Annotated in this window: 24 protein-coding genes and 1 pseudogene; 15 read left to right on the forward strand and 10 right to left on the reverse strand. The window is 72.7% G+C overall.

Features of this window, described 5'->3' with window-relative positions; genetic code table 11:
- Window positions 1-60 precede the first annotated feature (60 nt).
- Window positions 61-2,430, forward strand: a complete 2,370-nt coding sequence (locus HNQ79_RS23150; protein ID WP_185034097.1) for an ATP-binding protein — start codon at window positions 61-63, stop codon at window positions 2,428-2,430.
- Here the strand turns inward: HNQ79_RS23150 and HNQ79_RS23155 are convergent.
- The gene (locus HNQ79_RS23155; protein WP_185034098.1) at window positions 2,394-2,549 is read right to left on the reverse strand and encodes a hypothetical protein; all 156 of its coding nucleotides are present in this window, start codon (window positions 2,547-2,549) and stop codon (window positions 2,394-2,396) included. The two genes, HNQ79_RS23150 and HNQ79_RS23155, sit on opposite strands and share 37 nt — an antisense overlap.
- Window positions 2,550-2,802: 253 nt before the next feature.
- Here HNQ79_RS23155 and HNQ79_RS23160 point away from each other — a divergent pair, with 253 nt between their 5' ends.
- Together HNQ79_RS23160 and HNQ79_RS23165 are read left to right on the forward strand one after the other, a co-directional pair.
- Window positions 2,803-3,291, forward strand: coding sequence for a hemerythrin domain-containing protein (locus tag HNQ79_RS23160; protein WP_185034100.1), 489 nt, complete (start codon window positions 2,803-2,805; stop codon window positions 3,289-3,291).
- A gap of 191 nt (window positions 3,292-3,482) precedes the next feature.
- Window positions 3,483-3,929: an ATP-binding protein gene (locus HNQ79_RS23165; RefSeq protein WP_229923265.1), complete on the forward strand. Its 447-nt coding sequence runs from the start codon at window positions 3,483-3,485 to the stop codon at window positions 3,927-3,929.
- A gap of 240 nt (window positions 3,930-4,169) precedes the next feature.
- Here HNQ79_RS23165 and HNQ79_RS23170 read toward each other — a convergent pair whose 3' ends face one another.
- A complete protein-coding gene (locus HNQ79_RS23170; protein WP_185034104.1) occupies window positions 4,170-4,532 on the reverse strand; it encodes a hypothetical protein in 363 nt (120 codons plus the stop codon).
- Window positions 4,533-4,584: 52 nt separating this feature from the next.
- A complete protein-coding gene (locus tag HNQ79_RS23175; protein WP_185034106.1) occupies window positions 4,585-5,562 on the reverse strand; it encodes an LLM class F420-dependent oxidoreductase in 978 nt (325 codons plus the stop codon).
- Between the two features lie 211 nt (window positions 5,563-5,773).
- Between HNQ79_RS23175 and HNQ79_RS23180 the strand changes: the two are divergent.
- The 4 genes and pseudogenes from HNQ79_RS23180 to HNQ79_RS23195 all read left to right on the forward strand — a co-directional run.
- Window positions 5,774-6,235, forward strand: a pseudogene (locus tag HNQ79_RS23180) (cation:proton antiporter regulatory subunit); the annotation flags it as partial.
- Window positions 6,236-6,333: 98 nt separating this feature from the next.
- Window positions 6,334-7,677 carry a cation:proton antiporter gene (locus HNQ79_RS23185; RefSeq protein ID WP_185034110.1) on the forward strand — a complete coding sequence of 448 codons (1,344 nt, stop codon included), beginning with the start codon at window positions 6,334-6,336 and terminating at the stop codon, window positions 7,675-7,677.
- A 207-nt stretch (window positions 7,678-7,884) separates the two neighbouring features.
- Window positions 7,885-8,514 (forward strand): hypothetical protein, encoded by a 630-nt coding sequence (locus tag HNQ79_RS23190; protein ID WP_185034112.1) that lies wholly within the window; start codon window positions 7,885-7,887, stop codon window positions 8,512-8,514.
- A 164-nt stretch (window positions 8,515-8,678) separates the two neighbouring features.
- Window positions 8,679-9,134, forward strand: coding sequence for a tellurite resistance TerB family protein (locus HNQ79_RS23195; protein ID WP_185034114.1), 456 nt, complete (start codon window positions 8,679-8,681; stop codon window positions 9,132-9,134).
- Window positions 9,135-9,261: 127 nt separating this feature from the next.
- Here the strand turns inward: HNQ79_RS23195 and HNQ79_RS23200 are convergent, their stop codons facing one another.
- Genes HNQ79_RS23200 through HNQ79_RS23210 form a run of 3 tightly spaced genes read right to left on the reverse strand, consistent with a single transcriptional unit; the run spans window position 9,262 to window position 11,773 of the window.
- A complete protein-coding gene (locus tag HNQ79_RS23200) occupies window positions 9,262-9,927 on the reverse strand; it encodes a CatB-related O-acetyltransferase (RefSeq protein WP_185034116.1) in 666 nt (221 codons plus the stop codon).
- Window positions 9,924-10,565 carry a GNAT family N-acetyltransferase gene (locus HNQ79_RS23205; protein WP_185034117.1) on the reverse strand — a complete coding sequence of 214 codons (642 nt, stop codon included), beginning with the start codon at window positions 10,563-10,565 and terminating at the stop codon, window positions 9,924-9,926. Before HNQ79_RS23205 ends, HNQ79_RS23200 begins: the two co-directional genes overlap by 4 nt.
- Window positions 10,566-10,609: 44 nt before the next feature.
- Window positions 10,610-11,773: a M23 family metallopeptidase gene (locus HNQ79_RS23210; protein ID WP_185034119.1), complete on the reverse strand. Its 1,164-nt coding sequence runs from the start codon at window positions 11,771-11,773 to the stop codon at window positions 10,610-10,612.
- Window positions 11,774-12,305: 532 nt separating this feature from the next.
- On the opposite strand from HNQ79_RS23210, the gene HNQ79_RS23215 reads away from it, so the two are divergent.
- Together HNQ79_RS23215 and HNQ79_RS23220 are read left to right on the forward strand one after the other, a co-directional pair.
- Window positions 12,306-12,785, forward strand: coding sequence for an ANTAR domain-containing protein (locus tag HNQ79_RS23215; RefSeq protein ID WP_185034120.1), 480 nt, complete (start codon window positions 12,306-12,308; stop codon window positions 12,783-12,785).
- Between the two features lie 80 nt (window positions 12,786-12,865).
- On the forward strand, window positions 12,866-13,609 hold the full coding sequence (locus HNQ79_RS23220; protein ID WP_185034122.1) for an ANTAR domain-containing protein: 744 nt from the start codon (window positions 12,866-12,868) through the stop codon (window positions 13,607-13,609).
- 6 nt (window positions 13,610-13,615) lie between these two features.
- Here the strand turns inward: HNQ79_RS23220 and HNQ79_RS23225 are convergent, their stop codons facing one another.
- On the reverse strand, window positions 13,616-13,849 hold the full coding sequence (locus tag HNQ79_RS23225) for a hypothetical protein (protein WP_185034124.1): 234 nt from the start codon (window positions 13,847-13,849) through the stop codon (window positions 13,616-13,618).
- Window positions 13,850-13,982: 133 nt separating this feature from the next.
- On the opposite strand from HNQ79_RS23225, the gene HNQ79_RS23230 reads away from it, so the two are divergent.
- From HNQ79_RS23230 to HNQ79_RS23240, 3 genes are all read left to right on the forward strand, one after another.
- On the forward strand, window positions 13,983-14,510 hold the full coding sequence (locus HNQ79_RS23230) for a DinB family protein (RefSeq protein ID WP_185034126.1): 528 nt from the start codon (window positions 13,983-13,985) through the stop codon (window positions 14,508-14,510).
- A gap of 134 nt (window positions 14,511-14,644) precedes the next feature.
- Window positions 14,645-15,790: an LLM class flavin-dependent oxidoreductase gene (locus tag HNQ79_RS23235; protein ID WP_185034200.1), complete on the forward strand. Its 1,146-nt coding sequence runs from the start codon at window positions 14,645-14,647 to the stop codon at window positions 15,788-15,790.
- Window positions 15,787-16,395: an FMN reductase gene (locus HNQ79_RS23240; protein ID WP_185034128.1), complete on the forward strand. Its 609-nt coding sequence runs from the start codon at window positions 15,787-15,789 to the stop codon at window positions 16,393-16,395. Before HNQ79_RS23235 ends, HNQ79_RS23240 begins: the two co-directional genes overlap by 4 nt.
- 131 nt (window positions 16,396-16,526) lie before the next feature.
- Here HNQ79_RS23240 and HNQ79_RS23245 read toward each other — a convergent pair whose 3' ends face one another.
- The 3 genes from HNQ79_RS23245 to HNQ79_RS23255 form a co-directional block, all read right to left on the reverse strand.
- Window positions 16,527-17,390 carry an ABC transporter permease gene (locus HNQ79_RS23245; RefSeq protein WP_185034130.1) on the reverse strand — a complete coding sequence of 288 codons (864 nt, stop codon included), beginning with the start codon at window positions 17,388-17,390 and terminating at the stop codon, window positions 16,527-16,529.
- Entirely contained in the window at window positions 17,387-18,379 is a 993-nt protein-coding gene (locus HNQ79_RS23250; RefSeq protein ID WP_185034134.1) for an ATP-binding cassette domain-containing protein, read from the reverse strand. The genes HNQ79_RS23245 and HNQ79_RS23250 overlap by 4 nt, the downstream gene beginning before the upstream one ends.
- Before the next feature lie 138 nt (window positions 18,380-18,517).
- The gene (locus HNQ79_RS23255; protein ID WP_185034136.1) at window positions 18,518-18,955 is read right to left on the reverse strand and encodes a hypothetical protein; all 438 of its coding nucleotides are present in this window, start codon (window positions 18,953-18,955) and stop codon (window positions 18,518-18,520) included.
- 182 nt (window positions 18,956-19,137) lie between these two features.
- Between HNQ79_RS23255 and HNQ79_RS23260 the strand changes: the two genes are divergently transcribed.
- The 3 genes from HNQ79_RS23260 (at window position 19,138) to HNQ79_RS23270 (ending at window position 22,570) form a co-directional block, all read left to right on the forward strand.
- Window positions 19,138-20,082, forward strand: coding sequence for a hypothetical protein (locus tag HNQ79_RS23260; RefSeq protein WP_185034138.1), 945 nt, complete (start codon window positions 19,138-19,140; stop codon window positions 20,080-20,082).
- An 88-nt stretch (window positions 20,083-20,170) separates the two neighbouring features.
- Window positions 20,171-20,698: an FxLYD domain-containing protein gene (locus HNQ79_RS23265; protein ID WP_185034140.1), complete on the forward strand. Its 528-nt coding sequence runs from the start codon at window positions 20,171-20,173 to the stop codon at window positions 20,696-20,698.
- A 252-nt stretch (window positions 20,699-20,950) separates the two neighbouring features.
- Window positions 20,951-22,570: an alpha/beta fold hydrolase gene (locus tag HNQ79_RS23270; RefSeq protein WP_185034142.1), complete on the forward strand. Its 1,620-nt coding sequence runs from the start codon at window positions 20,951-20,953 to the stop codon at window positions 22,568-22,570.
- The last annotated feature ends 345 nt before the right edge of the window (window positions 22,571-22,915 follow it).

The raw sequence follows: 22,915 nt of genomic DNA on the forward strand, positions 1-22,915 counted from the left end.
GTCACGTACCGCCTCGACGGGCCACACTGGTACGCACCTTGAGACCGTGTGGGGGGCGACATGGCACTCGGCTACACCCGGCGCACCGGCACGCTGCCCGTCGAAGTGACCGGCTTCGTCGGGCGCGTCTCGGAGCTCGACCACGTACGCGGGCTGCTGCGCCGCTCGCGCCTCGCCACGCTGACCGGCCCCGGCGGCGTCGGCAAGAGCCGCCTCGCGCTGCGCACGGCGCTCTCCCTCAAGGGGGAGTACGAGGACGGCGTGGTTCTCGTCGAGTTCTCCGCCCTGCACGATCCGGAGCTGCTGCCGGGCGCGGTGGCGAGCGCGCTGGGGGTGCCCGAGCAGTCGGGGCGGATGATGCTGGACGTGGTGGTCGAGCATCTGTCGGACCGCCGGGTGCTGCTGGTGCTCGACACCTGCGAGCACCTGCTGGACGCGTGCGCACTGCTCGCGGATCTGCTGCTGCGGGAGGCCCCGGGCGTGACGGTGCTGGCCACCAGCCGCCAGCCGCTCGACGTGCCCGGCGAACACACCCTGCTCGTACCGCCGTTGGGCGACGACGACGCGATCGACCTGTTCGCCCAGCGGGCGGCGGCGGTCGTGCCCGGCTTCGAGGTCAGCGCGGACAACCGCGGCGACGTACTGGCCCTGTGCAAACGGCTGGACGGCATTCCGCTCGCCATCGAACTGGCCACCGTACGACTGCGGGCGCTGCCCCTGGAGCAGCTCGCCGCCCGTCTGGAACAGCGCTTCCAGGTCCTGACCGGAGGGCGGCGCAGCGCGGCGCTGCCCCGCCACCAGACGCTGCGCACCGCCATTGACTGGAGCCACGACCTGTGCTCGCCGCAGGAAAGGCTGCTGTGGGCACGGCTGTCGGTGTTCGCCGGGCCCTTCGACCTGACGGCCGCCGAGGAGGTGTGCGCGGACGACGAGGACGGCGGTGCGGCCGGCGCGCACGGACTGGCCCGGGAGCAGGTCCTGGAACACCTGATAGGGCTCGTCGACAAGTCGGTCGTCCTGCGCGACGGCGACGACAGCGCCCGCTACCGGCTGCTCGACACGATCCGCGAGTACGGCGCGGACAGATGCACGGACGAGGAGCGGGAACGGTGCGCACGACGCCACCGCGACCACTACCTGAGCCGCGCCTCGTACTTCTTCGAGATGCTCCTGAGCGCCGAACAGGTGCCGCTGTACTGGCAGTTGCGCCGCGACCTGGCCGACCTGCGCGGCGCCCTGGAATATTCGCTGTCGCGGCCGGACGGCGTGCGGCCCGCGCTGGTGATGGCTGCGCGGCTGTGGCCGTTCTGGTCGACGGCCGGCCTCTTCAAGGAGGGCCGGTACTGGCTCGACAAGGGCCTCGCGCTGGACCTCCAACCGTCGCGGGAACGCTCCCAGGCCCTGCTGTGGGGCAGCCTCCTGGCCGTCATGCAGGGCGATGTGGGCCAGGCGCTGGCGGGTTTCCAGGAGACCTGCCGGGTCGCCGAGGCGTGCGGCTCCGAACTCGACCGGGTCCTGGCCCTCGGCTACATCGGCGGCATCGCCTGGCTCCTGGGCGACGAGGCGACCGGCCGCGGCACGCTCGCCGAGGCGCTCGCCGGGCAGCACCGGATCGGCGACCCGCTCGGGCTGGTGGTGCACCACTACCAGAGCGCGTACGTCCAGTCGCTGATACGGCACTCCGACGAGTCCGACGCCCACGCGGACGAGGCGCTGCGGCTGATCGCGGCGGCGCCCGGCGGCGGGGCGGGCGAGTGCATGATCACCAGCCAGGTGCTGGGCATCAAGGGGATGGCCGCGTGGACGCGCGGGGACGCGCCGGAGAGCGTCCGGCTCGCCCGGGAGTCGCTGCGCGCCAGCCGGGAGCTGCGGGACTTCTTCGCGACCACGAACTCGCTGGAACTGCTGGCGTGGGGGTCCGCGGAGACCGGCAGGTGCAGGACGGCGGCCTGGCTGCTGGGCACGTGCAGCGAGCTGTGGCGCAGGATCGGCTCACCCATGATCGGCGTGGCGATCTACCAGGACGACCACTCGCGGGTGGAGACCCTGCTGCGCAAGAAGCTCGGCGAGTCCGAGTACCGGCTGCTCTTCGGGCAGGGGGCGCAGCTGGCGCTCGACCAGGCCGTCGAGCTCGCCCTGGCGGGTGCGGCACGGCCGGTGGCCGACGCGCCCGCGGGCGCGCGCGTGCCGTCCGTCGAGCACCTCACGCGGCGCGAGCGGGAGGTCGCCGCGCTGGTGTCGGAGGGGCTGACCAACCGGGAGATCTCCGAGCGGCTCGTCATCTCGAAGCGGACGGCCGACGCGCACGTCGAGCACATCCTCGCGAAGCTGGGATTCTCCTCGCGGACGGAGATCGCGGCCCTCGCCGGGGAGGAGGCCGGGGGCGTGCGGCGTCAGTCGCCGGAGGCCTTCGACGCGGGCCGCAGATAGCGCGCCGCGGCGCTGAGGACCGCGACCGCGAAGAAGAGGGCGAGGAGGACCAGGGCGGCCGGCGGCAGCTCGGCGAGCGGCGTCCGGGCGGCGAGGGTGGCGGAGTGCGCGGGGCTCATGGCGCACGGGTGCCCCGGCCGGACGGATCGGAACGTGGCTTCCGCCGGAAGGGGGAGGGGACCGCCCGCGTTGACGGCGGGGCCGGCCGTCTCGGTACGGAGTGCGGCCGTCGCGTTCCGGGCTCCGGAACGCGCGGGCGCGGCGCGGACCCGGACGGGCGAACCACCGTGAGTGAGGCGGCATCCGGGGGTATCCGGGTGGCACAGCCCGTGCCGGATCCCGGTGCGGCCCGTACCGGAAGAGGACTCACCCATGGCCACCACGGACGTCGTCGAACTCATCCTCAAGGACCACCGCACGATGGAGGACCTGCTGCGGAACATGCGCAGCTCGGAGGCCGACCGGGCCAAGGCCCTCGACGAGTTCGCGGACCTGCTGATCGCCCACGCGCTCGCCGAGGAGGCCGAGGTCTACCCGGCCCTCAAGCGCTACAAGAAGATCGACGAGGAGGAGGTCGAGCACGGCGAGGAGGAACACGAGGAGGGCAACGAGGCGCTGCTCGCCCTCATGGAGGTCGAGGAGGTCGGCTCCGACGAGTGGGACGAGAAGCTGGAGGAGCTGTCCGAGAAGATCTCCCACCACACCGACGAGGAGGAGCGCACCATCCTCAACGACGCGCGGGCGAACGTGAGCGACGAGCGCCGGGCCGAGCTGGGCGCCGCGTTCACACGGGAACGCGACAAGCAGCTCGCGTCGGGCTGTGGCAGCCTGGACAATGTGCGCAAAATCGTCAAGCACTGACCGGACCGCCTCAGCCGCACCACCGGTGACCTGCGGAAACACCGGACCGTCCGGCACCGCCCACGCTCCCTGAGATTGCCATGACTGAAAACGCGCTTTGGGGGAAAGCGCGACAGCAGAGCACCGGACTTCACGGGGGACGTCAGGTGTACGACACAGGACGGGCGGTGCGAACGGTGCGGGAAGCGACGGTGGCTGCGGAAGTGACCATCCCCTTCAGTGCCAGCGCGACGTACGACGGCGCGCCGGGCACCATCGGGGAAGCCCGCGACTTCGCCGCGGACTTCCTGGTACGGGCCGAGGCGCTGCACGGGGTCACCGTCTCCCCGCGCACCTCGGGGACGGTCAAGCTGGTCGTCAGCGAACTCGTCACGAACGCGGTGAAGTACGCGCCGGGCCCCTGCCTGCTGGACGTGGCCATCGACCGGGACGGCACCGACGCGGGTACCGGGACCGGCCGCGACACGTTGCGGATCACGGTCTGGGACACCGACAGCAGCCTTCCGCGGCCCGGCGCGCCCGACCCCGAACGGATCGGCGGGCACGGCCTGGAGCTGGTGCTGGCGCTGTGCAGCAAGTACGACATCCAGCGGCTGGCCGGGGGCAAGCGGGTACGGGTGCACCTGCCGCTGAGCTGACCGATGGACGCCTCGCGGCAGGCCACGGCTGAGCGGAGGACCGCCACGCGGCACCCCGCTCGTCCGCCGGTGCGACGCCCGCCCGGCCGACCGCATCCCCGCCGAACGTCTCGCACCACGTAGGCCGAAGCACCACGGAGGCCGAAGCACCACGGAGACGGAAGACCCCCGCCCGGGATCCGGGCGGGGGCCTTCGGCCTAGGTGCGGGCGCGTGCGGCCCGTACCGCACCGCGCTCGGGCTACCCGTCGCGGCCGGCCAGCCGCAGCCGGACCTCCCGCTCCTGGTCACCGGACGCGTCCCCCTCGTCCACCAGCGAGAATCCCGCGGCCAGTGCGTTCCGGGCCAGCTCCACACCCTCCGGCGCGCCCTGAAGGGTGACCGTGACCGAGCCGGAGAGGGAGGACGGACCGGCGGCCCCGTCCGTGTGCGCGTCGTCGGGAACGTCGAAGACGGACGTCCACACCGTGGGCCCCGCACCCGGGGTGTCCTGCGGCAGGTCCCCGGGGCCCCGGTCCGAGGACGGGAATCCCTTCGCGAGAACTTCGAGGACCGTGCGCGCGTCCTGCGCGGGACAGTCCGTGACGGTAACCGTGACCTTCATGGTCATACCTCTCCTTGTGCGGTCGTTCCGGGCATCGGAGTGCGCCGGCGAATCACAGTTCGCGCAGCGCGGGCAGCAGTTCCTTCTCCGCCCACTCCAGGTACGGTTCCTGCTGGTCGCCGCCGATCTGGACGAGCGCCACCTCGGTGAACCCGGCCTCCGCGTAAGGCCGTACCGCCTCGACGAAGTCCTCGACCTTCGAGCCGCAGGGGATCGTCTCGGCCACGTCCTCGGGCCGGACGAACTGCGTCGCCCCGGCGAAGCCCGCAGGGCCGGGAAGTTCCGCGTTGACCTTCCAGCCGCCGGCGAACCAGCGGAACTGTTCGTGCGCCCGCGCCACCGCCGCGTCCCGGTCGGTGTCGAAGCACACCGGGAGCTGACCGACGCGCGGCTTGCCCGTGCCGCCGTGCCGGTCGAAGGACTCGACGAGTTCGGCCTTGGCCTCCGTCGCGATGACGAGGTCGCCCAGCCGTCCGGCGAGTTCGCAGGAACGCGGGCCGGAGACCGCGATGCCGATGCCCGGGAGGTCGAGCCCCTCGTCCCCGGGCAGGTCCCACAGCTTCGCGTTCTCGACGTCGAAGTGCGCTCCGTGGTGGTTGACGTTCTCGCCCCGGAACAGGGCCCGGATGATCTCCACGGCCTCTTCCAGCATGTCGAGGCGTACGTGCGCGGCCGGCCAGCCCGCCCCCACCACGTGCTCGTTGAGGTTCTCGCCCGAGCCGAGCCCGAGCCGGAAGCGGCCCTGGGAGAGCAGTTGCATCGTCGCCGCCTTCTGCGCCACGACGGCCGGGTGGTACCGGACGGAGGGGCAGGTCACGTAGGTCATGAGGGGGATCCGCTCGGTGGCCTGGGCCGCCGCGCCGAGCACGCTCCAGGCGTACGGCGCGTGGCCCTGCTCCTCCAGCCAGGGGAAGTAGTGGTCCGAGGTGACGGAGAAGTCGAAGCCGGCCTTTTCCGCTCCCACCACGTGGTCGACCAGGGCCCGGGGCCCGGCCTGCTCGGTCATCATCGTGTATCCGATTTGCACCATGCTGAGCGCCTCTCCGGGCAGTGAGCCCCGAAACGTGCGAAACCCCCGCCGATCATGAGCCACATATCACCGTACATGCACCCAAAGCCCCTCACCACGGCGGAGGATAAGGTAATGGAACATTAAAGTCGATCAGTCTTGTCACGTTCTTAACGCCTTTCTCCGCACCTTCCCCGGCCGTCAGCAGCGTTGATCTTCTCCGGAGGCCCCCATGGGAACCCGCCGTTCCACACTCCCCGGCATAGGCACCCAGTACGACTTCGTCACCGAGGGCGGGCGGCACGTCTCCGTCGTCGTGCACCACGACGGCCGCCGCTTCCTCGGGTTCTACGACCGGGACGACCCGGACGCCTGCCAGGAGGCGATTCCGCTCTCGCCCGACGAGGCGACCGCCCTCGCCCACCTCCTGGACGCCTCCCCCATCGACGCCGTGCGCACGGCCGGCATCGACCTGGTCACCGAGCACATCCCGGTGACGTCGAGGTCCCCGTACGGCGGGAAGCTCCTCGGCGACACGAAGGCCCGTACCCGTACCGGCGCCTCCATCGTGGCGGTGCTGCGCCGCGCCAGTGCACACCCCTCCCCCGAGCCCGCCTTCCGCCTCGCCATCGGGGACACCCTCGTGGCGGTCGGCACCCGGGAGGGCGTGGACACGCTCGCCGACCTGATCGCCGGAACGTCCTCCGGCGCGACCGCCGACACCGCCCGCGGCGACGCACGGGACGCCCGCGCCGCCGCCGGCGCCGACGACTGAGGGACGGAACGATCGCCTTGCACCACACCACCGCTCTCCTCATCGAACTGGGCGCCGTCATCCTCACCCTGGGGATCATCGGCCGCCTGGCCGGCCGAATAGGCCTGTCCCCGATCCCCCTCTACCTCCTGGCAGGTCTCGCCTTCGGCCACGGCGGGCTGATCCCGCTCAAGGCGAGCGAGGACTTCACCGCCGTCGGCGCCGAGATCGGCGTCATCCTGCTCCTGCTCCTGCTCGGCCTGGAGTACAGCGCGAGCGAACTGGTCACCAGCCTCAAGACGCAGTACCCGTCCGGCATCGTCGACTTCCTCCTCAACGCGGTCCCCGGCGCGGTCGCCGCCCTCGTCCTCGGCTGGGGCGCGGTCGGCGCGGTCGCCCTCGCGGGTGTCACCTGGATCTCGTCCTCCGGCGTCATCGCCAAGGTGATGACCGACCTCGGCCGCCTCGGCAACCGCGAGACCCCCGTCGTGCTGGGCATCCTGGTCATGGAAGACCTCGCGATGGCGGTCTACCTCCCGCTCCTGACGGCGATGCTCGCGGGCGTCGGACTGGCGGGCGGCAGCATCACCCTCCTCATCTCGCTGGGCACGGTCGGGCTGGTCCTGTACGCGGCGCTGCGCCACGGCCGGCTGATCAGCCGTGCGGTGTCCTCCGACAACCCGGAGATGCTGCTGCTGGTCGTGCTCGGCCTGACCGTCCTGGTGGCGGGCCTCGCCCAGCAGCTCCAGGTCTCGGCGGCGGTCGGCGCCTTCCTCGTCGGCATCGCGCTCTCCGGCGAGGTCGCGGAGGGCGCGCACAAGCTCCTCGCCCCGCTGCGGGACCTGTTCGCCGCTGTCTTCTTCGTCTTCTTCGGCCTCTCCACAAACCCGGCGGACATCCCGCCGGTACTCCTCCCCGCCCTCCTCCTGGCGCTCGTCACGACGCTCACGAAGATCGGCACGGGCTGGTACGCGGCGAGACGGGCCGGCATCGGGCGCAAGGGGCGGCTGCGCGCGGGCGGCACGCTCGTCGCGCGCGGCGAGTTCTCGATCGTCATCGCGGGCCTGGCGGTGGCCACCGAACCGCGCATCGGGCCGATCGCCACCGCGTACGTCCTGATCCTGGTCGTCATCGGCCCGCTGGCCGCCCGCTGGACGGAGCCCCTGTTCTCCCGGCTGCAGGGGATGCCGGGCAGGAGGCGCAAGCCGCCGACCGCGGGCCCGCCGAGCATGGAGGACATGATCGCGGCGGAAACGGCGTCGCCGCCCCCGGCCGAGCCCCTCACCGGCGAGACGCCGTTCCGGCCCGACGGTCCACCGTCCCTCCCGCCCCGGACACCCCCGCAGGCGGCCGGGACCCCGCCCCAGGCGGCACGGTCCTGACTCGCTCGATCGGACGCAGCGTCACGCGCGTCCGCAGAGCCAGGAACGGGCCGGAAACACGAGGTCACGGGGGTGTCCGCCCGTTGGCGGGCAGCCGTCGGCCATGACGGTCCGTGTCTGAAATATTGCGCTGGATCAACAGCCTTCGGACGGTGGAGAAGAGCACCCCGCTCCTTCGCACCTCCGAAAGGAACCCTCTCCATGCGCATGCCCCGCAGAGCCGGCCTCCTCGTCTCGACCGCCGTGTGCGGCGCCCTTGTCCTGGGCACGGCGGGCCCGGCCATCGCGGTCGTCAGCGACCACTCGGTGTCCTCCGAGGCGGCCCCCGGCCCGATCCCCGACGCGGAGGCGCTCACCGGGCAGGCGAAGAGCCTGGCGGACACCGCCGGCGTCCTCAAGCCGGTCGCCGACCTGGTGGGGGCCGTACTCAAGGCCCCCGACGGCAAGATCGCCCCCGACGCCGCGGCACGGCTCGGCAAGCCCGTCGACGAGGCGCTGGCCACGCTGGCCAAGCCGGTCCCCGCGCCCAAGGCCCCGGCCGGTGCGGGCCTGAAGGTGCAGGCGGCGGCGGACCTCCAGGCGGACATCACTGCGTTGCTGAAGATCCTCGGGGCGGGCGACCCGAAGGCCATCACGACCGCCGTCAAGGCCGTCCTCACCGGCAGCGTGAACGTGCTGGCCGCCGTCCTGCTCGGCGACGGTCTCCCGGCTCCCGACCTGAAGGGCCTGCCCGAGCTCCCGAAGATCCCGGGCGCCGCCACGACGCCGCAGGCCCCCGGCACGACGACCCTCCCGGCGCCGATCGTCCCCGCGGAATCCGCCACCCCGGCGGAGTAGCGGCAGCACCGGAAGAGGCCCGCGCGGGCGACCGCACGGGCCTCTTCCGCGTTCCCCGGCAGGCCTCTGCCGTGTTCCCGGCGGCCCCTTTGGAGCGCCTTCGGCTCACAGCCTGTTAGATTCTACAAAGCTGTAGATCCATCACCTGAAGACGGAGACACTTCATGGCCCTGTGGGACCGCCTCAAGGAAACCGCCTCTACGATGCAGACCCAGCTGGAGTCGAAGAAGAACGAGCTGAAGAGCGGCTCGTTCCGCGACGCGAGCATGGCCATGTGCGCGCTGGTCGCGGCGGCCGACGGCAGCATCGACCCGGCCGAGCGGCAGCGCGTGGCGGCCCTCATCGGCACGAACGACGTCCTGAAGAACTTCCCCGCCGACGACCTCCAGCGTCGCTTCAACGACTACTGCGGCAAGCTGACGGCGGACTTCGCGTTCGGCAAGGTGAGCGTTCTCCAGGAGATCGCCAAGGCGAAGAAGAAGCCGGCGGAGGCACGCGCGGTCATCCAGATCGGCATCGTCATCGGCGGTGCGGACGGCGACTTCGACAAGTCGGAGCAGGCCGTCGTACGGGAGGCCTGCTACACGCTGGACCTGCCGCCGCACGAGTTCGACCTGTAAGCACGTTCGGCCTGTGCACACGTTCGACCGGTAAGCACGTCCGGCCTGTAGGCACGACGGGCCGACGGGCCGTCCGGGCCCTCACCCCGCCCGGACGGCCCGCCGTGCGCCGCGCTGCCGCGGCGCCTCAGCTCGGCGCGGCCGCCGCCAGCTCGTCCACGGTCCCGGCGATGACCACCCGCACGTGCTCCGTCAGGTGCTCGACCGGCCAGTCCCACCAGGCCACCGCCAGCAACCGGGCGATCTCCTCGTCCGTGAACCGCTTGCGGATCAGCCGCGCCGGGTTGCCGCCGACGACGGCGTAGTCCGGCACGTCCGAGGTCACGACCGACCCGGCGGCGACGATCGCCCCGTGTCCGATCCGCACGCCCGGCATGACGGTCACGCCGTTCCCGAGCCACACGTCGTTGCCCAGGACGGTGTCCCCGCGCACCGGCAGGTCCGCCAGCAGGTCCGCGTGCGGCCCCCAGGCCCCGCCCATCATCGGGAACGGAAACGTCGACGGGCCGTCCATCCGGTGATTGGCGCCGTTCATGAGGAAGCGCACCCCGGTGGCCAGCGCGCAGAACTTGCCGATGCGCAGCAGCTCCGGCCCGTAGTGGTAGAGCACGTTCCGCGACTCGAAGGCGGTCGGGTCGTCGGGATCGTCGTAGTACGAGTACTCCCCGACCTCGATCAGCGGCGACTTCACGAGCGGCTTCAGCAGGGCCACCCGTGGCTGACCGGCCATGGGATGCAGCGTTTGGGGGTCGGTGACCGCCAACTGCGCGGCCGGGTTCGTGGATTCGGTCATGAGCTCTCCTCGTTCGACGCTGTGGTGGGGGATGGCACTGCCGTACGTGGCAGTGGTGCCGTACCCGACGGGGCTTCGGTGCGGGGTGCTGCCGCCGTGCGTGTCGCTGCCCCGTCCGGCGTGGCCGACGGCGCGGGCACCGCGTAGCACCGCACCCCGACGACCTCGCCTCCGCCCCAGTCCTGCTCGCCCGATCCGAGCAGCCGGCACCCGATCCGCTCGTAGAAGGCAACGGCTCCGGTGTCGGCGGCGACCACGTCGAGCACGGCTTGCCGCCCCGATTCCTCTGCCGCCCGGCCCACTTGACGCATCAGAGCGCGGCCCGCCCCGCCGCCCCGATCGTGCGGGGAGACGAACAGCCGCGCGACGACCGCCAGGGGTTGCCCGGCACCGTCCCACAGGCCGGGGGCGACGTCCCCCCTCGCCGGGTCCGCCGCCGTCAGTGCCACGTGCCCGACGAGCTCGCCGTCCGCGGACTCGGCGACCCACTCGCCGAGGGAGTCGTTCGACACCAGCCAGCCCGCCGGTTCCGCGGGCCAGTCGCGCGGGTATCCGCTCGCCTCGTGCACGGCCCGTAGCATCCGTACGCACGCGACGAGATCCGCGTCCCGCCGTCTGCGTACCACCACCGTGCTCATCCGCCCCATCCAAACAGCCGGGCGGTGACCTTCGCAGCGGGTTTTCACACGGTGACACCGTGCTCCCGGAGCCAGGGCAGCGGGTCGACACCGGACCCCAGCTGTGGCGTCACGCGCACCTCGAAGTGCAGGTGCGGGCCGGACACGTTGCCCGTACGACCGGACAGCCCGATCGTCTCGCCCGCCACCACCCGCTGCCCTTCGCGCACCGCGAAGACGGACAGGTGCGCGTACTGCGTGTAGTAGCCGTTCGCGTGCCGCAGGATCACCTGCTTCCCGAAGCCGTCCCCGCACCCGAGGAAGTGGACGGTCCCGTCGCCCACCGCCCGTACCGGTTCGCCGTCGAACACCGCGAAGTCCTGGCCGGTGTGCCGGTGCGCCCAGCGGTCGCCCGTCTCCGCGAAGCCCGACGACAGCGGCGCGGGATCGACCGGCTTCACCCACCGCGGGGCGGCGGCCCGGCCGGACGGTGCGGGCGGCCGACCCAGCGGCTGTACGCCGGCTCCGCTGCCGCACGCGGGACCCGGGGCTCCCCCCGCCGCCCGGCCCCACAGGCGGCCCGCCCCGCTCGCCGCCGCACGCCGCCTCTCCTCGGCGGCGCGCAGTCGTCCCTGCGCCTCCCTGAGCTTCTTCTCCACGGTCCGCCGGGCCGCCGCCCGCCGCGCCGACTCCGCCCTGAGCTTCCCGAGCACCCTCGTGGACGCGGCGCGGTCCCGCGCGAGCCGCGCCCGCGACTCCCGGACGCGCGCCATCAGAGTCGCCGTCGCGTGTCCGCCCCGTCCGGCCAGCGACACCCGCTCCAGCATGTCCTCGGGCGACCTGGCGGCCAGGAGTCCGGCCGTGTGCACGAGCGAGCCGCCGCCCCGCCGGTACTGGCTCCGCGCCAACTCCCCCACCGCGTCCCGCAACCGGGCGAGCCGGGCCCGCTCGACGCCCTCCGCGGCCCGCAGCCGTACGACCTCACCGCGCACCCGCCCGACCGCCTTCCGGCTCGCTTCGTGTGCCTTCACGGCGGCCCCCGCCTCCCGGTACAGCCGCTCGACCTCCGCCGCCCCGGGCACGGGCTCGGCGGCCGGCACCACACCGCCCGCACCACCGCTCAGGCCCCCGCCCGCATGCGCGCCCGCGTCCGCGCTCACGCCCAGCACGAGACAAGCGGCCATCGACACCGACACCGCACACCCGCGTGTGAATCCGACTCGTCGCATCGACCGACTGTGACAACCGAGCACCCGGTCGGCGCAGTACCCACGCGAGGGGCGCGCGACAGGGTCACTCAGGTGCAGCAACAGGAATCCGCGAAGCCACCGCGTCCCGCACCGATGCGCCCTTACCCGCCTCTCCCCCTGCCGCCGGGGGCACTTGAAGGCACGCACGCCGGACGGACATCCTGGAAGGACAGCAAGGGCGCGTCGTTGGGCGGAGTGCGGCAGCACGGGGCGTGGGGCGCGGTCCGGCTCACGGCGCTCGGAGTGATGACGCATGGCGGCTTTTCCCGATCAGAGAACTGGACGCACCGGTCCGCTCGTTGAGCGCCCCGGGCGCCGGGCCGTCCGGTGAGCGAGCCGCGCGGTACGCCGGGTTGCTGGGGCTGGACGGGCTGTCCGCGTCCGCCGCCACGCCCGCCGTGGGGCGAACTGGACTGCTACAGCGCCCCGTTGGCGGCACGCCCGGACGACCCGCAGTGCACGCTCGGCGGAGGAGCCCGGCGCCGAGGCGGCCAGGGACGGCTCCCTGCACGTGCTCGCGGGCGTAAGGCACCTGCCGCACTCCCGCTGGGCCGGCTTCGTTCCCGGTGCGGTCGGACTCGGCGTACAGTCCGTGTTCGGCCTCCCGCTCAGGCTCGGGGCGGTCCGGGTCGGGGCGCTGACCGGGCACCGGTGCGAGGCGCGGGACCTCACCGATGAGGGACTCACTGCGGCACTGGCACTCCGCGACGCCCTCACCCACCATCTGCCGGCCACTTCGTCACGGGGCGGAACGGGCGTACAGGTGAGGGACGAGCCGCACGGCACACCGCACCGGGCGGTCGTGCACCAGGCGACCGGCATGCTGTGCGTCGACCTCGGGGCGGACCTCGCCACCGCCCTGGGGCGGCTGCGCGCGTACGCGTTCGCGCGGGGCCGGCCCAGCGTCGCCGTCGCACGGGACGCCGTCGCACGGCGGCTCCGGCCGGCCGACGACCGCGGACGGAGAGACACCGGGCGGGAGCCGCCCTGAACACCGTGGAGAGACGTGGAGAAACGCACAAACCGTGGAAGCGCCAGGAGTCGAAGCCGTAGGAGCCGAGGTATCCGACCATGACCAAGGAACGCGAGCTGATACTGGCGGACGCCTTCGTCGCACTCGCCGACACATTCGTCGACGACTTCGACGTCATTGATTTCCTGCAACAACTTACCGCTCGCTGCCGCGAGTTGCTTGACGTGTCGGCTGCGGCGGTACTGATCTCCCCCGTCGACGAGCCACTGCGCGCCGTCGCGCCCTGCGACCCCGGCGACGCCCTCGCCGAACTGCTCGGCGTCACCGCGGACGAGGGTCCCGCGCTGGACTGCCACGCCGAGGACGGAACCGGCGCCGAGGACCTGACGCGCATCGACCTCTCGCGGGCCGACGCGCGGTGGCCCGTCTTCGCGCCGCTCGCCCGCCGCGCCTCGTACACCTGGGCGTGCGCACTGCCCCTGCGGCTGCGCCGCGAGCGCCTGGGCAGCCTGCTGCTCCTGCGTACCGGCGAGGGACCGCTGTCCGGCCTCGACGTACGGCTCGGACAGGCACTCGCCGACGCCGCCGCGATCGGCCTCGTGCACGAACGGATCCTGGCCGCCCACCGGGTCACCGACATCCAGCTCCGCACCGCGCTGCAGAGCCGCGTCCTCATCGAGCAGGCCAAAGGGGTCCTCGCCGCCCGGCTGGCGGTGGGCGTGGACCAGGCGTTCGCCCTACTGCGGCGGCACGCCCGCAGCAACGGCAAGCGGCTGACGAGCGTGGCCCGCGAGGTGATCGCCGGGGAGCTGACTCCGGAGAGGGTGTCCGGGGAGCGGTGAGGCCGGTCAGGAGAAGCGCCGCAGATGCTCCTCTGTCGGCCGGAAGCGTTTCTGACAGTTGCCGCACCACCAGCGCCAGTGGTGCTCGTCCTGCTCGCGGATCTCGGACCTGGTGTCCTTCCACAGCACTCCCTGACGGCAGTGCGGGCAGGTGGGCGGGATCGGCGGCGGCACGGGCGGGCGGGCGTCCGTACGGGCATCCGTGGCGGCGTCGGCGGGGGCTTCGGTACGTGTGGACATCCCGGCAGCGTGCACCCGCCGGGGAGGGCCCGGGGGCGGATTCGTGCAGGGGTCACCCCATCGGGGACAGTGCGCGCGCCCCGGTTCGCTTAATCGCTCGACAGTTGCCGCGGGCAGGGGCACCATCCCCTCGATGACAACCGACACGGCGAACGCGCCGGCACGCAGCGACAAGCCCGCCGCCTGGGACGAACGTTCCACCCTGACGAAGTACCTCGAATACGCCCGGCGCACCGCCTGGGAGAAGTGCGAGGGAGTCTCCGCCGAGCACGCGACGGCCGCACCGCTGCCGGGCTCGCCGCTGATGTCCCTGTGGGGGCTGATCAGCCACCTGCGCTGGGTCGAGCACTGGTGGCTCGACGTCGTCTTCCTCGGCGGCCGGGACGAGGGCCCGTGGACGGACGAGGACCCCGACGGTGAGATGCGCGTGGTCGAAGGGGTGTCCATCGAGGAGCTGATCGCGGAGTACCGGGCCAAGTGCGCCGACTGGGACGCGTTCATCGCCCGCACCGACCTGGACGCTCTCGCCGCACAGCCGTCCGGGGACGGCACCAGGCCCACCCTGCGCTGGGTGCTGATGCACCTCGTCGAGGAGATCTCCCGGCACAACGGCCACCTCGACATCCTGCGCGAGCTGGCGGACGGGACGACCGGGGGCTAGACGCGTCCCGCGAGGGGCGGGTGCGGACCCGGGAATAGAGCGTCGGGGCACACCGTTGGAGCAGTCGTTAAACATTCAACCAGAATGTGGAACGCGCCCTGTCGACACACTCTGAGGTGGCCCCGATGAACGCCATGCAGTTCGGAATCTTCACCGTCGGCGACGTGACGCCCGACCCGACGACCGGACGCGCCCCGACCGAGCACGAGCGCATCAAGGCCATGGTCGCCATCGCGCGGAAGGCGGAGGAGGTCGGCCTCGACGTCTTCGCGACCGGCGAGCACCACAACCCGCCGTTCGTGCCGTCCTCGCCCACCACGATGCTCGGCTACATCGCCGCCCGCACCCAGAACCTCATCCTCTCCACCTCCACGACCCTCATCACCACCAACGACCCGGTGAAGATCGCCGAGGACTACGCGATGCTCCAGCACCTGGCCGACGGGCGCGTCGACCTGATGATGGGACGCGGCAACACCGGCCCGGTCTACCCGTGGTTCGGCAAGGACATCCGCCAGGGCATCCCGCTCGCCGTGGAGAACTACGCGCTGCTGCACGAGCTGTGGCGCAAGGACGTGGTGAACTGGGAGGGGAAGTTCCGCACGCCCCTCCAGTCCTTCACGTCCACCCCGCGCCCCCTGGACGGCGTGCCGCCGTTCGTCTGGCACGGCTCGATCCGGTCGCCCGAGATCGCCGAGCAGGCCGCGTACTACGGCGACGGATTCTTCGCGAACAACATCTTCTGGCCGAAGGACCACTTCCGGAAGCTGGTCAACCTCTACCGCGAGCGCTACGCGCACTACGGGCACGGCACCCCCGACCAGGCGATGGTCGGCCTCGGCGGCCAGGTGTTCATGGCCAGGAACTCGCAGGACGCGGTACGGGCATTCCGTCCGTACTTCGACAACGCCCCGGTGTACGGCCACGGGCCCTCCCTGGAGGAGTTCACCGCCGAGACGCCGCTGACCGTCGGCTCCCCCCAGGAGGTCGTGGAGAAGACCCTGACCTTCCGCGAGACCTTCGGCGACTACCAGCGCCAGCTGTTCCTGATGGACCACGCGGGGCTGCCGCTGAAGACCGTACTGGAGCAGCTCGACCTGCTGGGCGAGGAGGTCGTACCGGTGCTGCGCAAGGAGTTCGCGGCCGGCCGCCCCGAGCAGGTCCCGGGCGGGCCCACGCACGCGGCCCGGGTCGCCGGGCCGCGGGCGTCCGCCGGCACGACCGTCACCGTCCCCGCCGCCGTTGGCGCGGCCGACAAGCAGGAGGCATCGGCGTCATGACCGAGCTCGTCGTCGTCTCGGCGGGGCTGGGCGTCCCGTCGTCCACCCGCCTGCTGGCGGACCGCCTGACGGAGGCGGTCCGGGCCGAACTGCCCGGCACCTCCGTCCGGTTCGTCGAACTGCGCGAACTCGCCGGTGCCATCGCCAACCACCTCGTGACGGGCTTCCCGAACCCCGCCCTGCGCGAGGCGATCGACGCGATGGCGCGGGCGGACGGACTGATCGCCGTCACGCCGGTCTTCTCCGCGTCCTACAGCGGCCTCTTCAAGTCCTTCTTCGACCTGATCGACCCGGACGCGCTGACCGGGACCCCGGTCCTGATCGCCGCCACCGGCGGCACCCCCCGGCACTCGCTGGCCCTCGAACACGCGGTCCGCCCGCTCTTCTCCTACTTCCGCGCGCTGGTCGTCCCGACGGCTGTGTTCGCGGCGTCGGAGGACTGGGGCTCCGAGGGCGACGCGTACACCGGTGACCTGCCGCGCCGCATCGGGCGGGCGGGGACGGAGCTCGCCGGACTCGTGCGGGACCGGGCGGCGCGCGGCCAGGGCGACGGGGACGAGGTGGTCCCCTTCGCCCGGCAGCCGGCCGACCTAGGGCTCGACTGATCAGCTCCGGCCGGGCGGACGGGGGGGCGGGCGCACGAGACGGGCGGGCGGTTGAACGGGGCGGGTGGACGGGGGCGGGTGGACCGGGGCGGCCGACGCGCAGTCGGCCGCCCCCGTCGCCGAGCCGCTCGTCACTTCCGGTTGTAGAGCCGCATCGTCGCCGCCCCGAAGACGAGCAGGAGGAACGCCGCCCAGCCCAGCGACCACCCGATGTCCGCGCCCGGCCAGTTGCCCGCCATCAACTCCCGTACGGCGGAGGCCACATGGCTCACCGGGCTGTTGTTGACGAAGGCCTGGAGCCAGCCCGGCATCGTCTTCGGGTCGACGAAGACGTTGGAGAGGAACGTCAGCGGGAAGATCACCATCATGCTGACGCCCATCACGGACTTCTCGGAGCGCAGCAGCAGACCGAACATCGTCCAGATCCACGAGAAGGCGAACGAGAAGACCAGCAGCAGGGCGATTCCCGCCAGGACGCCGAGCACGCCGCCCTGCGGCCGGTAGCCGATGACCAGGCCCACCGCCAGGATCACCACGGACGCGATCAGGTACCTGATCACATCGCCCAGCAGGTAGCCGACCATCGGGGCGGGCCGCCACATCGGCAGGGTGCGGAAGCGGTCGAAGACGCCCTTCGAGATGTCCGTGTTGATCGCGACGCCGGTGTACATCGTGATCATCACGATCGACATCACGAGAACGCCGGGCAGCAGGAACTGGACGTACTCCGAGACCGATCCGGCGAGCGCCCCGCCGAAGAGGTACGCGTACATCAGCACCATCATGATCGGGAACGCCGTCACGTCGAACAGCTGCTCCGGCACGTGCTTGATCTTCAGCATGGCCCGCCACCCGAAGGTGAGGGAGGCCGACAGCGCGCTGGGACGCGGCGGCCGGTCCTTGGCGACCAGCAGCGCCGCGAGTTCGTCGACCTTGGGGGCCGCGAGGAGGAGATCGTCCTTCTGGTCCTGCTGGGCGGTGGCCGGTGCGCTCATGCCGTTGCCCCCTTCTTGTCCGTGAGGGCCAGGAAGACCTCGTCGAGGCTGGGCTGACCCAGCGCGAAGCTGTCGACGGTGATGTCGGCGCGGGCGAGGGCGGCCAGCGCGCGGGCGGCCTGTTCGGCGGCGCCGCGGTCGGTCCCCTGCCCGTCGACGGTCGCTGTCAGCGCGACGGGATCCGCGTCGAGCTGGACCACCGCGTTCATGGCGTCGGTCAGGATCCGCTCGGCCTCTGCCCGCTGCTCGGCCTCCCGCAGCCGCAGGTGTACGGAGCCGGAGCCGACCGACGCCTTCAGCTCGCCCTTGGTGCCCTCGGCGATGACCTTGCCGTGGTCGATGACGGCGATGCGGGACGCCAGCTGGTCGGCCTCGTCGAGGTACTGGGTGGTGAGCAGGACCGTCGTGCCCTGCGCGACGACCGCCCGCACGATGTCCCAGACCTGGTTGCGGCTGCGCGGGTCCAGTCCGGTGGTCGGCTCGTCCAGGAAGAGCAGATCGGGGGTGTTGAGGATGGAGGCGGCGATGTCGATGCGGCGCCGCATGCCGCCGGAGTAGTTCTTGACCTGCTTGCCTGCCGCCTCCGTGAGCCCGAACGCTTCGAGCAACTGGGCGGCCCGGGAACGTGAGCCGGCCTTGGAGTGCCCGAGGAGGCGGGCCAGCAGGATCAGGTTCTCGGTACCGGTGAGGTCCTCGTCGACGGACGCGTACTGCCCGGTGAGGCTGACCAGGGAACGTACCGCGTCCGCGTCCTTCACCACGTCCTTGCCGAAGACCCGGGCGCTGCCGCCGTCGGGGCGCAGCAACGTCGCGAGCATCTTCACGGCGGTGGTCTTGCCCGCGCCGTTGGGTCCCAGGACGCCGTAGACGGTGCCGGTCGGGACGCGCAGGTCGATGCCGTCGACGGCGCGGTTCGCACCGAAGACCTTGACCAGGCCGGTGGTCTCGATCGCGATGTCCGGGCGGGTGGTGGGGCTGCTCGTACTCATGTGTGGTGGCTCAACTCCCCGTTCTCAAGGCGTCCTTCGGTCGTCCCGGACCGACAGGTGTGCTACTCCGGGACGGTGCGCGGCTGCGACGCCTGCCGCGAAGTCGACCGTAGCCGAAGGAAGTTCGTCATAGATGAATTATTTCCGGCCACTGGGGAGCGCGCGGGCGTGGTACCTGACGGGCTTCACGGGCCGGGTGGACAGGGCGTAGTACGTGGCCACCAGCATCGCCGCGCCGAGGGCCGGCCCCAGCACCACCGAGCCGAGGACGCTGCCGTCGGCCAGGCTGTGCAGGAAGCCCATCGCCGAGCCGAAGACGACCGCGTACGAGAAGGCCCGCGGGCCTGCGTCGAGGACCTTTCCGATCCGGCCGACCCCGTACGCGAGGGCGGCGAGGACCAGCCCGCACAGAACACCGAACAGGACGTTCGCGCCGGTCAGCGGGCCGGTGCCGCGTGCCATGAAGGCCGCGTAGCCGCCGTACACGAGGCCGAGGAAGAGAGGAAGCGCCCAGCTCGCCCGTGTGGCTCCGGCCGCACCGCGGCCTGCGTCCCGTACCGCTGCGTGTGTGCCCATCGGGACACTCCTCAAGGTCGCCGGCCCGCGTAGCGCGAGCCGTCCCGGGTCAATCCCCCGCCCCACCAGGTCACACCCGGACGGGTGAACCAGCAAGTGGATCAACGGTGGTCGTCGGTGGCCCTCACCACTGCGGCGGCACACTGCTGGCGCCGACGGCCGCGCTGCCCTTGGCTGGGCAGATGCGCCGTCTCCTCCGCACGTACCTTCCCGTCCTGCTGCTCCTCCTCGTCGCCCTCCTCGTGCCGGTCGGCGTGGTCGCGGTGTGGGCGGACCGCGAGGTCGAGGACACCGGACGGTACGTGGAGACGATGGCGCCGCTCGCCGACAACCCCGACGTACAGCGGGCGGTCGCGGAACGGCTGACCAGCGAGACGATGAAGAAGATCGACCTGGGCCCGTTCCAGGACGGCACGGAACGCCTCCTCGGGGAGGCGGCCCGATCCTTCACCGGCACGGACGCCTACCGCACGGCCTGGAACACGGTGAACCGCGTCACCCACGACGCCTTCCGCGACGCACTCGCCGCCCCCCGCGGCAGCGGCGACACCGTCAGCGTCGACCTCGCCCCCGTCACCGAGGAGCTGAAGCAGCAGCTCGCGGCGGACGGGGTGCCGCTCGCCGGAAGCATCCCGGTCGTCCACACGGACATCGTCCTGGTCCGGACGGACCAGCTCGACACCTGGCGCACCGCCCACCGCTTCCTCGCCCCGGCCGGCCGCTGGCTGCCGCCCCTCGTCCTGGCGCTCGCGGCACTGGCCGTGCTCCTGGCCGTACCGGGCCGCCGCCTGCACACCCTCGCCTTCGCCGGTCTCGCCCTCACCGCGGGCGCGCTCCTCCTCGCCCTGGCTCTCACGATCACCCACGACGTGGCCCTCTCCCACCTCACCGCGGAGACCGGTGCCCCGGCCGCGGAGGCGCTGTACTCGACGGTGACCTCGCCGCTGCGCAGCACGGCATGGGCGGCCGGGGCTGCGGGCCTCGCCCTGGCGGCGCTGACCTGGGCAGCCCGGTGGGTGGCCGGGCGCCGCGGCGGGGGCGGGAGCACGGGGGCCGCGGGGCACGGGAGCCGCGAGCGGGCGGGCCATGCGGGGCGCGGGGGCGAGGAGCACGCGGGGCGGGGTTGAGCCGCGCGGGGCCGCGAGGGCGTGGCGCTCGCACCCTGATGGACCACCCGCCTCGCGGGAACGCCCGCGGCGACGCAGGGTGGTCCGCATGAAGATCAATTGCACCGCCGCCCTGCGCGCCACGGGCGCCGTCGTCGTCGCCTGCCTCCTCACGTTCTCCGTCTCCGCGTGCAGCGACGAGAACAAGGACAAGGCCTCGAACGCCGTTTCCGACGCCACGAAGAACGCGGGCGAAGCGGCCGCGTCCGCCACCGCGAAGGCCGGAGAGGCCGCCGGCCGGACCAAGGAGGCCTACGCCTCCGCGTCCGCGTCCGCCTCGGCGAAGATGAACGACGTCAAGGACGGCAAGGACGCCAAGGACGAGGTCAGGACCGGCGACGTCAAGGCGGACGGCGACCGGTCGGCCGTCGAGGTCACCGCCAGCAACAAGAAGGACAAGGAACAGAGTTACGTCGTACAGGTCAACTTCCGCGACAAGAGCGGCAACCTGCTCGACGCGGTCGTCGTCAACCTGAAGGACGTCGCCGCGGGCAAGGAGGCGAAGGCGACGGCGCGCAGCAACCGGTCGCTCCAGGGCGAGATCGAGGCGGAGATCGGCAAGGCGCTGCGTCACTGAGCACGGGGACGGGGCGTCGGCGGCCAAGGACAGCTCCGCGCGCGGGCACGGGGGCGCGTCGGAGCACGGGAACCGTGGCCCGGAAGCGCGGCGGGCGGCGGGCGGCGGAAACGCGGACTGCGTGCGCGGCCGGCCTGACGACGGTTCCCCGGCGCAAGGGCGGGCAGACGCAGCGGAACGCCGCTCCGCACCGCGGCAACGCAACGTCCCGACCGCCGCGGCGGGCGACGACGACGACGAAGGGTGTGAGACGTGGCAGCAGAGAGCGGGCCCGGACTTCGTGCAACGGCCGCACCCCCGCTGCCCCGCGCCCGGCACGGCCTCGCCCTCTGCGCCGCCCTGGTGCTCGCTCTCTCCGCCTGCGGTCAGGGAAAGGACGACGGCGACGGCGGTGCCGCCACGAAGCCGCCCACCTCCTCGGCCCCGCCCGCCGTGCCCACTCCCGAGGCCGACTGGGACGGCTGCCCCCTCACCGGGCAGGCCACCCGCGAATGCGCCACCCTCAAGGTGCCCGTCGACGCCGCACACCCCGGCTCCGGCACCCTGGACCTCGCCGTGTCCCGCCTTCCCGCCACCGACCGCAAGCGCCGGCTCGGCGTCCTGGTCATGGATCCCGGCGGTCCCGGGCTCCAGGGCCGCTACACCGCCGCGAACCTCCTTCCGCCCCAGCTCCGCGCCCTCTTCGACATCGTCGGCTTCGACCGGCGCGGCTCGGGGGCGAGCACCCCGGTCGACTGCGGCGAGCCCGCCGGGGCCATGCGCCGGCTCGAAGAGACCGCACCCGCCGACCTCGCGAAGGCGGACCCGGAGGCCGTGGAGAAGTCCGCGCGCGAGTACGTCGCCAAGTGCCGTGCCAAGTACGGCGAGCTGACCGCCCACCTCGGCACCGCCGACTCGGTCGCAGACCTGGAGTCCCTCCGCCTCGCGCTGGGCGAGGACAAGCTCAGCCTCCTCACCGTCTCGTACGGGACCCTCGTCGCCCAGGAGTACCTGCGCACCCACCCCGGTCGCGTCCGCGCCGCCGTCCTGGACGGCACGGCCGACCCGGCGGAACGCGGTGTGCCCTTCGTGCTCTCCCACAGCGCCTCCCTGGAGGAGGCCGTCGGAACCGCGGGCCTCACCCCGGCCGAGAAGGCCGCCCGGGAGCTGCGCGACCGCACCGCCGGGTTCCGCTCCTGGTGCGCCGCGTCCGGCCCGGCGGAATGCGCGATCGCGCCCGAGCCGGACGAGGTCCTCGGCGCGGTCGCCGCCAGGACCGACCACCTTCTCGGAGCGGCTACCGCCGTCATGGTCACGCCCGCCGACTGGCCGGGCTTCAGCCGTGCCGTCGACAAGGCGCAGGGCACGACGGACAGCGGAACCGCGAGCGCCGACGCGACCGCTCTCGCCGACCTCAAGGCGTACGCGGACAAGGGCTTCCCGAGGGACGTCGCCAAGGCCGTCCGGAACCCCCCGCGCACGGCCGCCTTCGACCTCGGCGTGCACTGCGCCGACTACGCCTGGCCGAAGACCACCGAGGGCGTGCTCAAGGAACTGGGCGAGACCGCGCGGGAGTCGGGCTACGAGGACGCCGCCCCCTCCTACGCAGCCCTCTACTCCGCCTGCCCGTCCTGGCCCCGCAGCCGGGCCCCGCTCGGCGCGATCCGGGCCCCCGCCGCCCCCCGGCCCCTGGCCGTCAACGCCGAGGAGGACGTCCGTACGCCCCTTGCCGGGGCGCAGGCCGTCGCCGAGCGCCTCCCCGCCGCCCTCCTCAAGGTCGGCGGCCGGACACACGGCCTCGCCAGGACCGGCAACCCGTGCGTCGACGCCGCCCTCACCCGCACCCTCGTCAACGGCACACCCCCGAAGGACGGCACCTGCCCGGCCCTGTGACCTGCACAGCACTCCGGGGTTACCCGCGAGGCCGCGCCCGCCGGTCCGTCTCCCGCAGCCGCCGCACCATCACCGTCCACCCCACCGTGAACGGCAGCCCACCCAGGGCCGATGCGCCGAGGACCGCCTCGTCGGACACCTCGAAGGACGCGCCCTCGCCGATGGAGAGCGGTCCGCGCGGCGCCCCGTAGTGGACGAACGGACGGGCGGGGAAAGCGGGCGTGGGGGGGGGGCCCCCCCGCCCCCCCCCCCCCCCCCCCCGGGCCCGGGGCCCCCCCCCCCCCCCGCCCGCCCCCCCCCCCCCGCCCCCCAGGGGCCCGCCGCCAAGGGCCCGACCCAGGCGCC

This window comes from Streptomyces candidus (assembly GCF_014207445.1).
In the GTDB taxonomy this organism is placed as follows: Bacteria; Actinomycetota; Actinomycetes; order Streptomycetales; family Streptomycetaceae; genus Streptomyces; species Streptomyces candidus.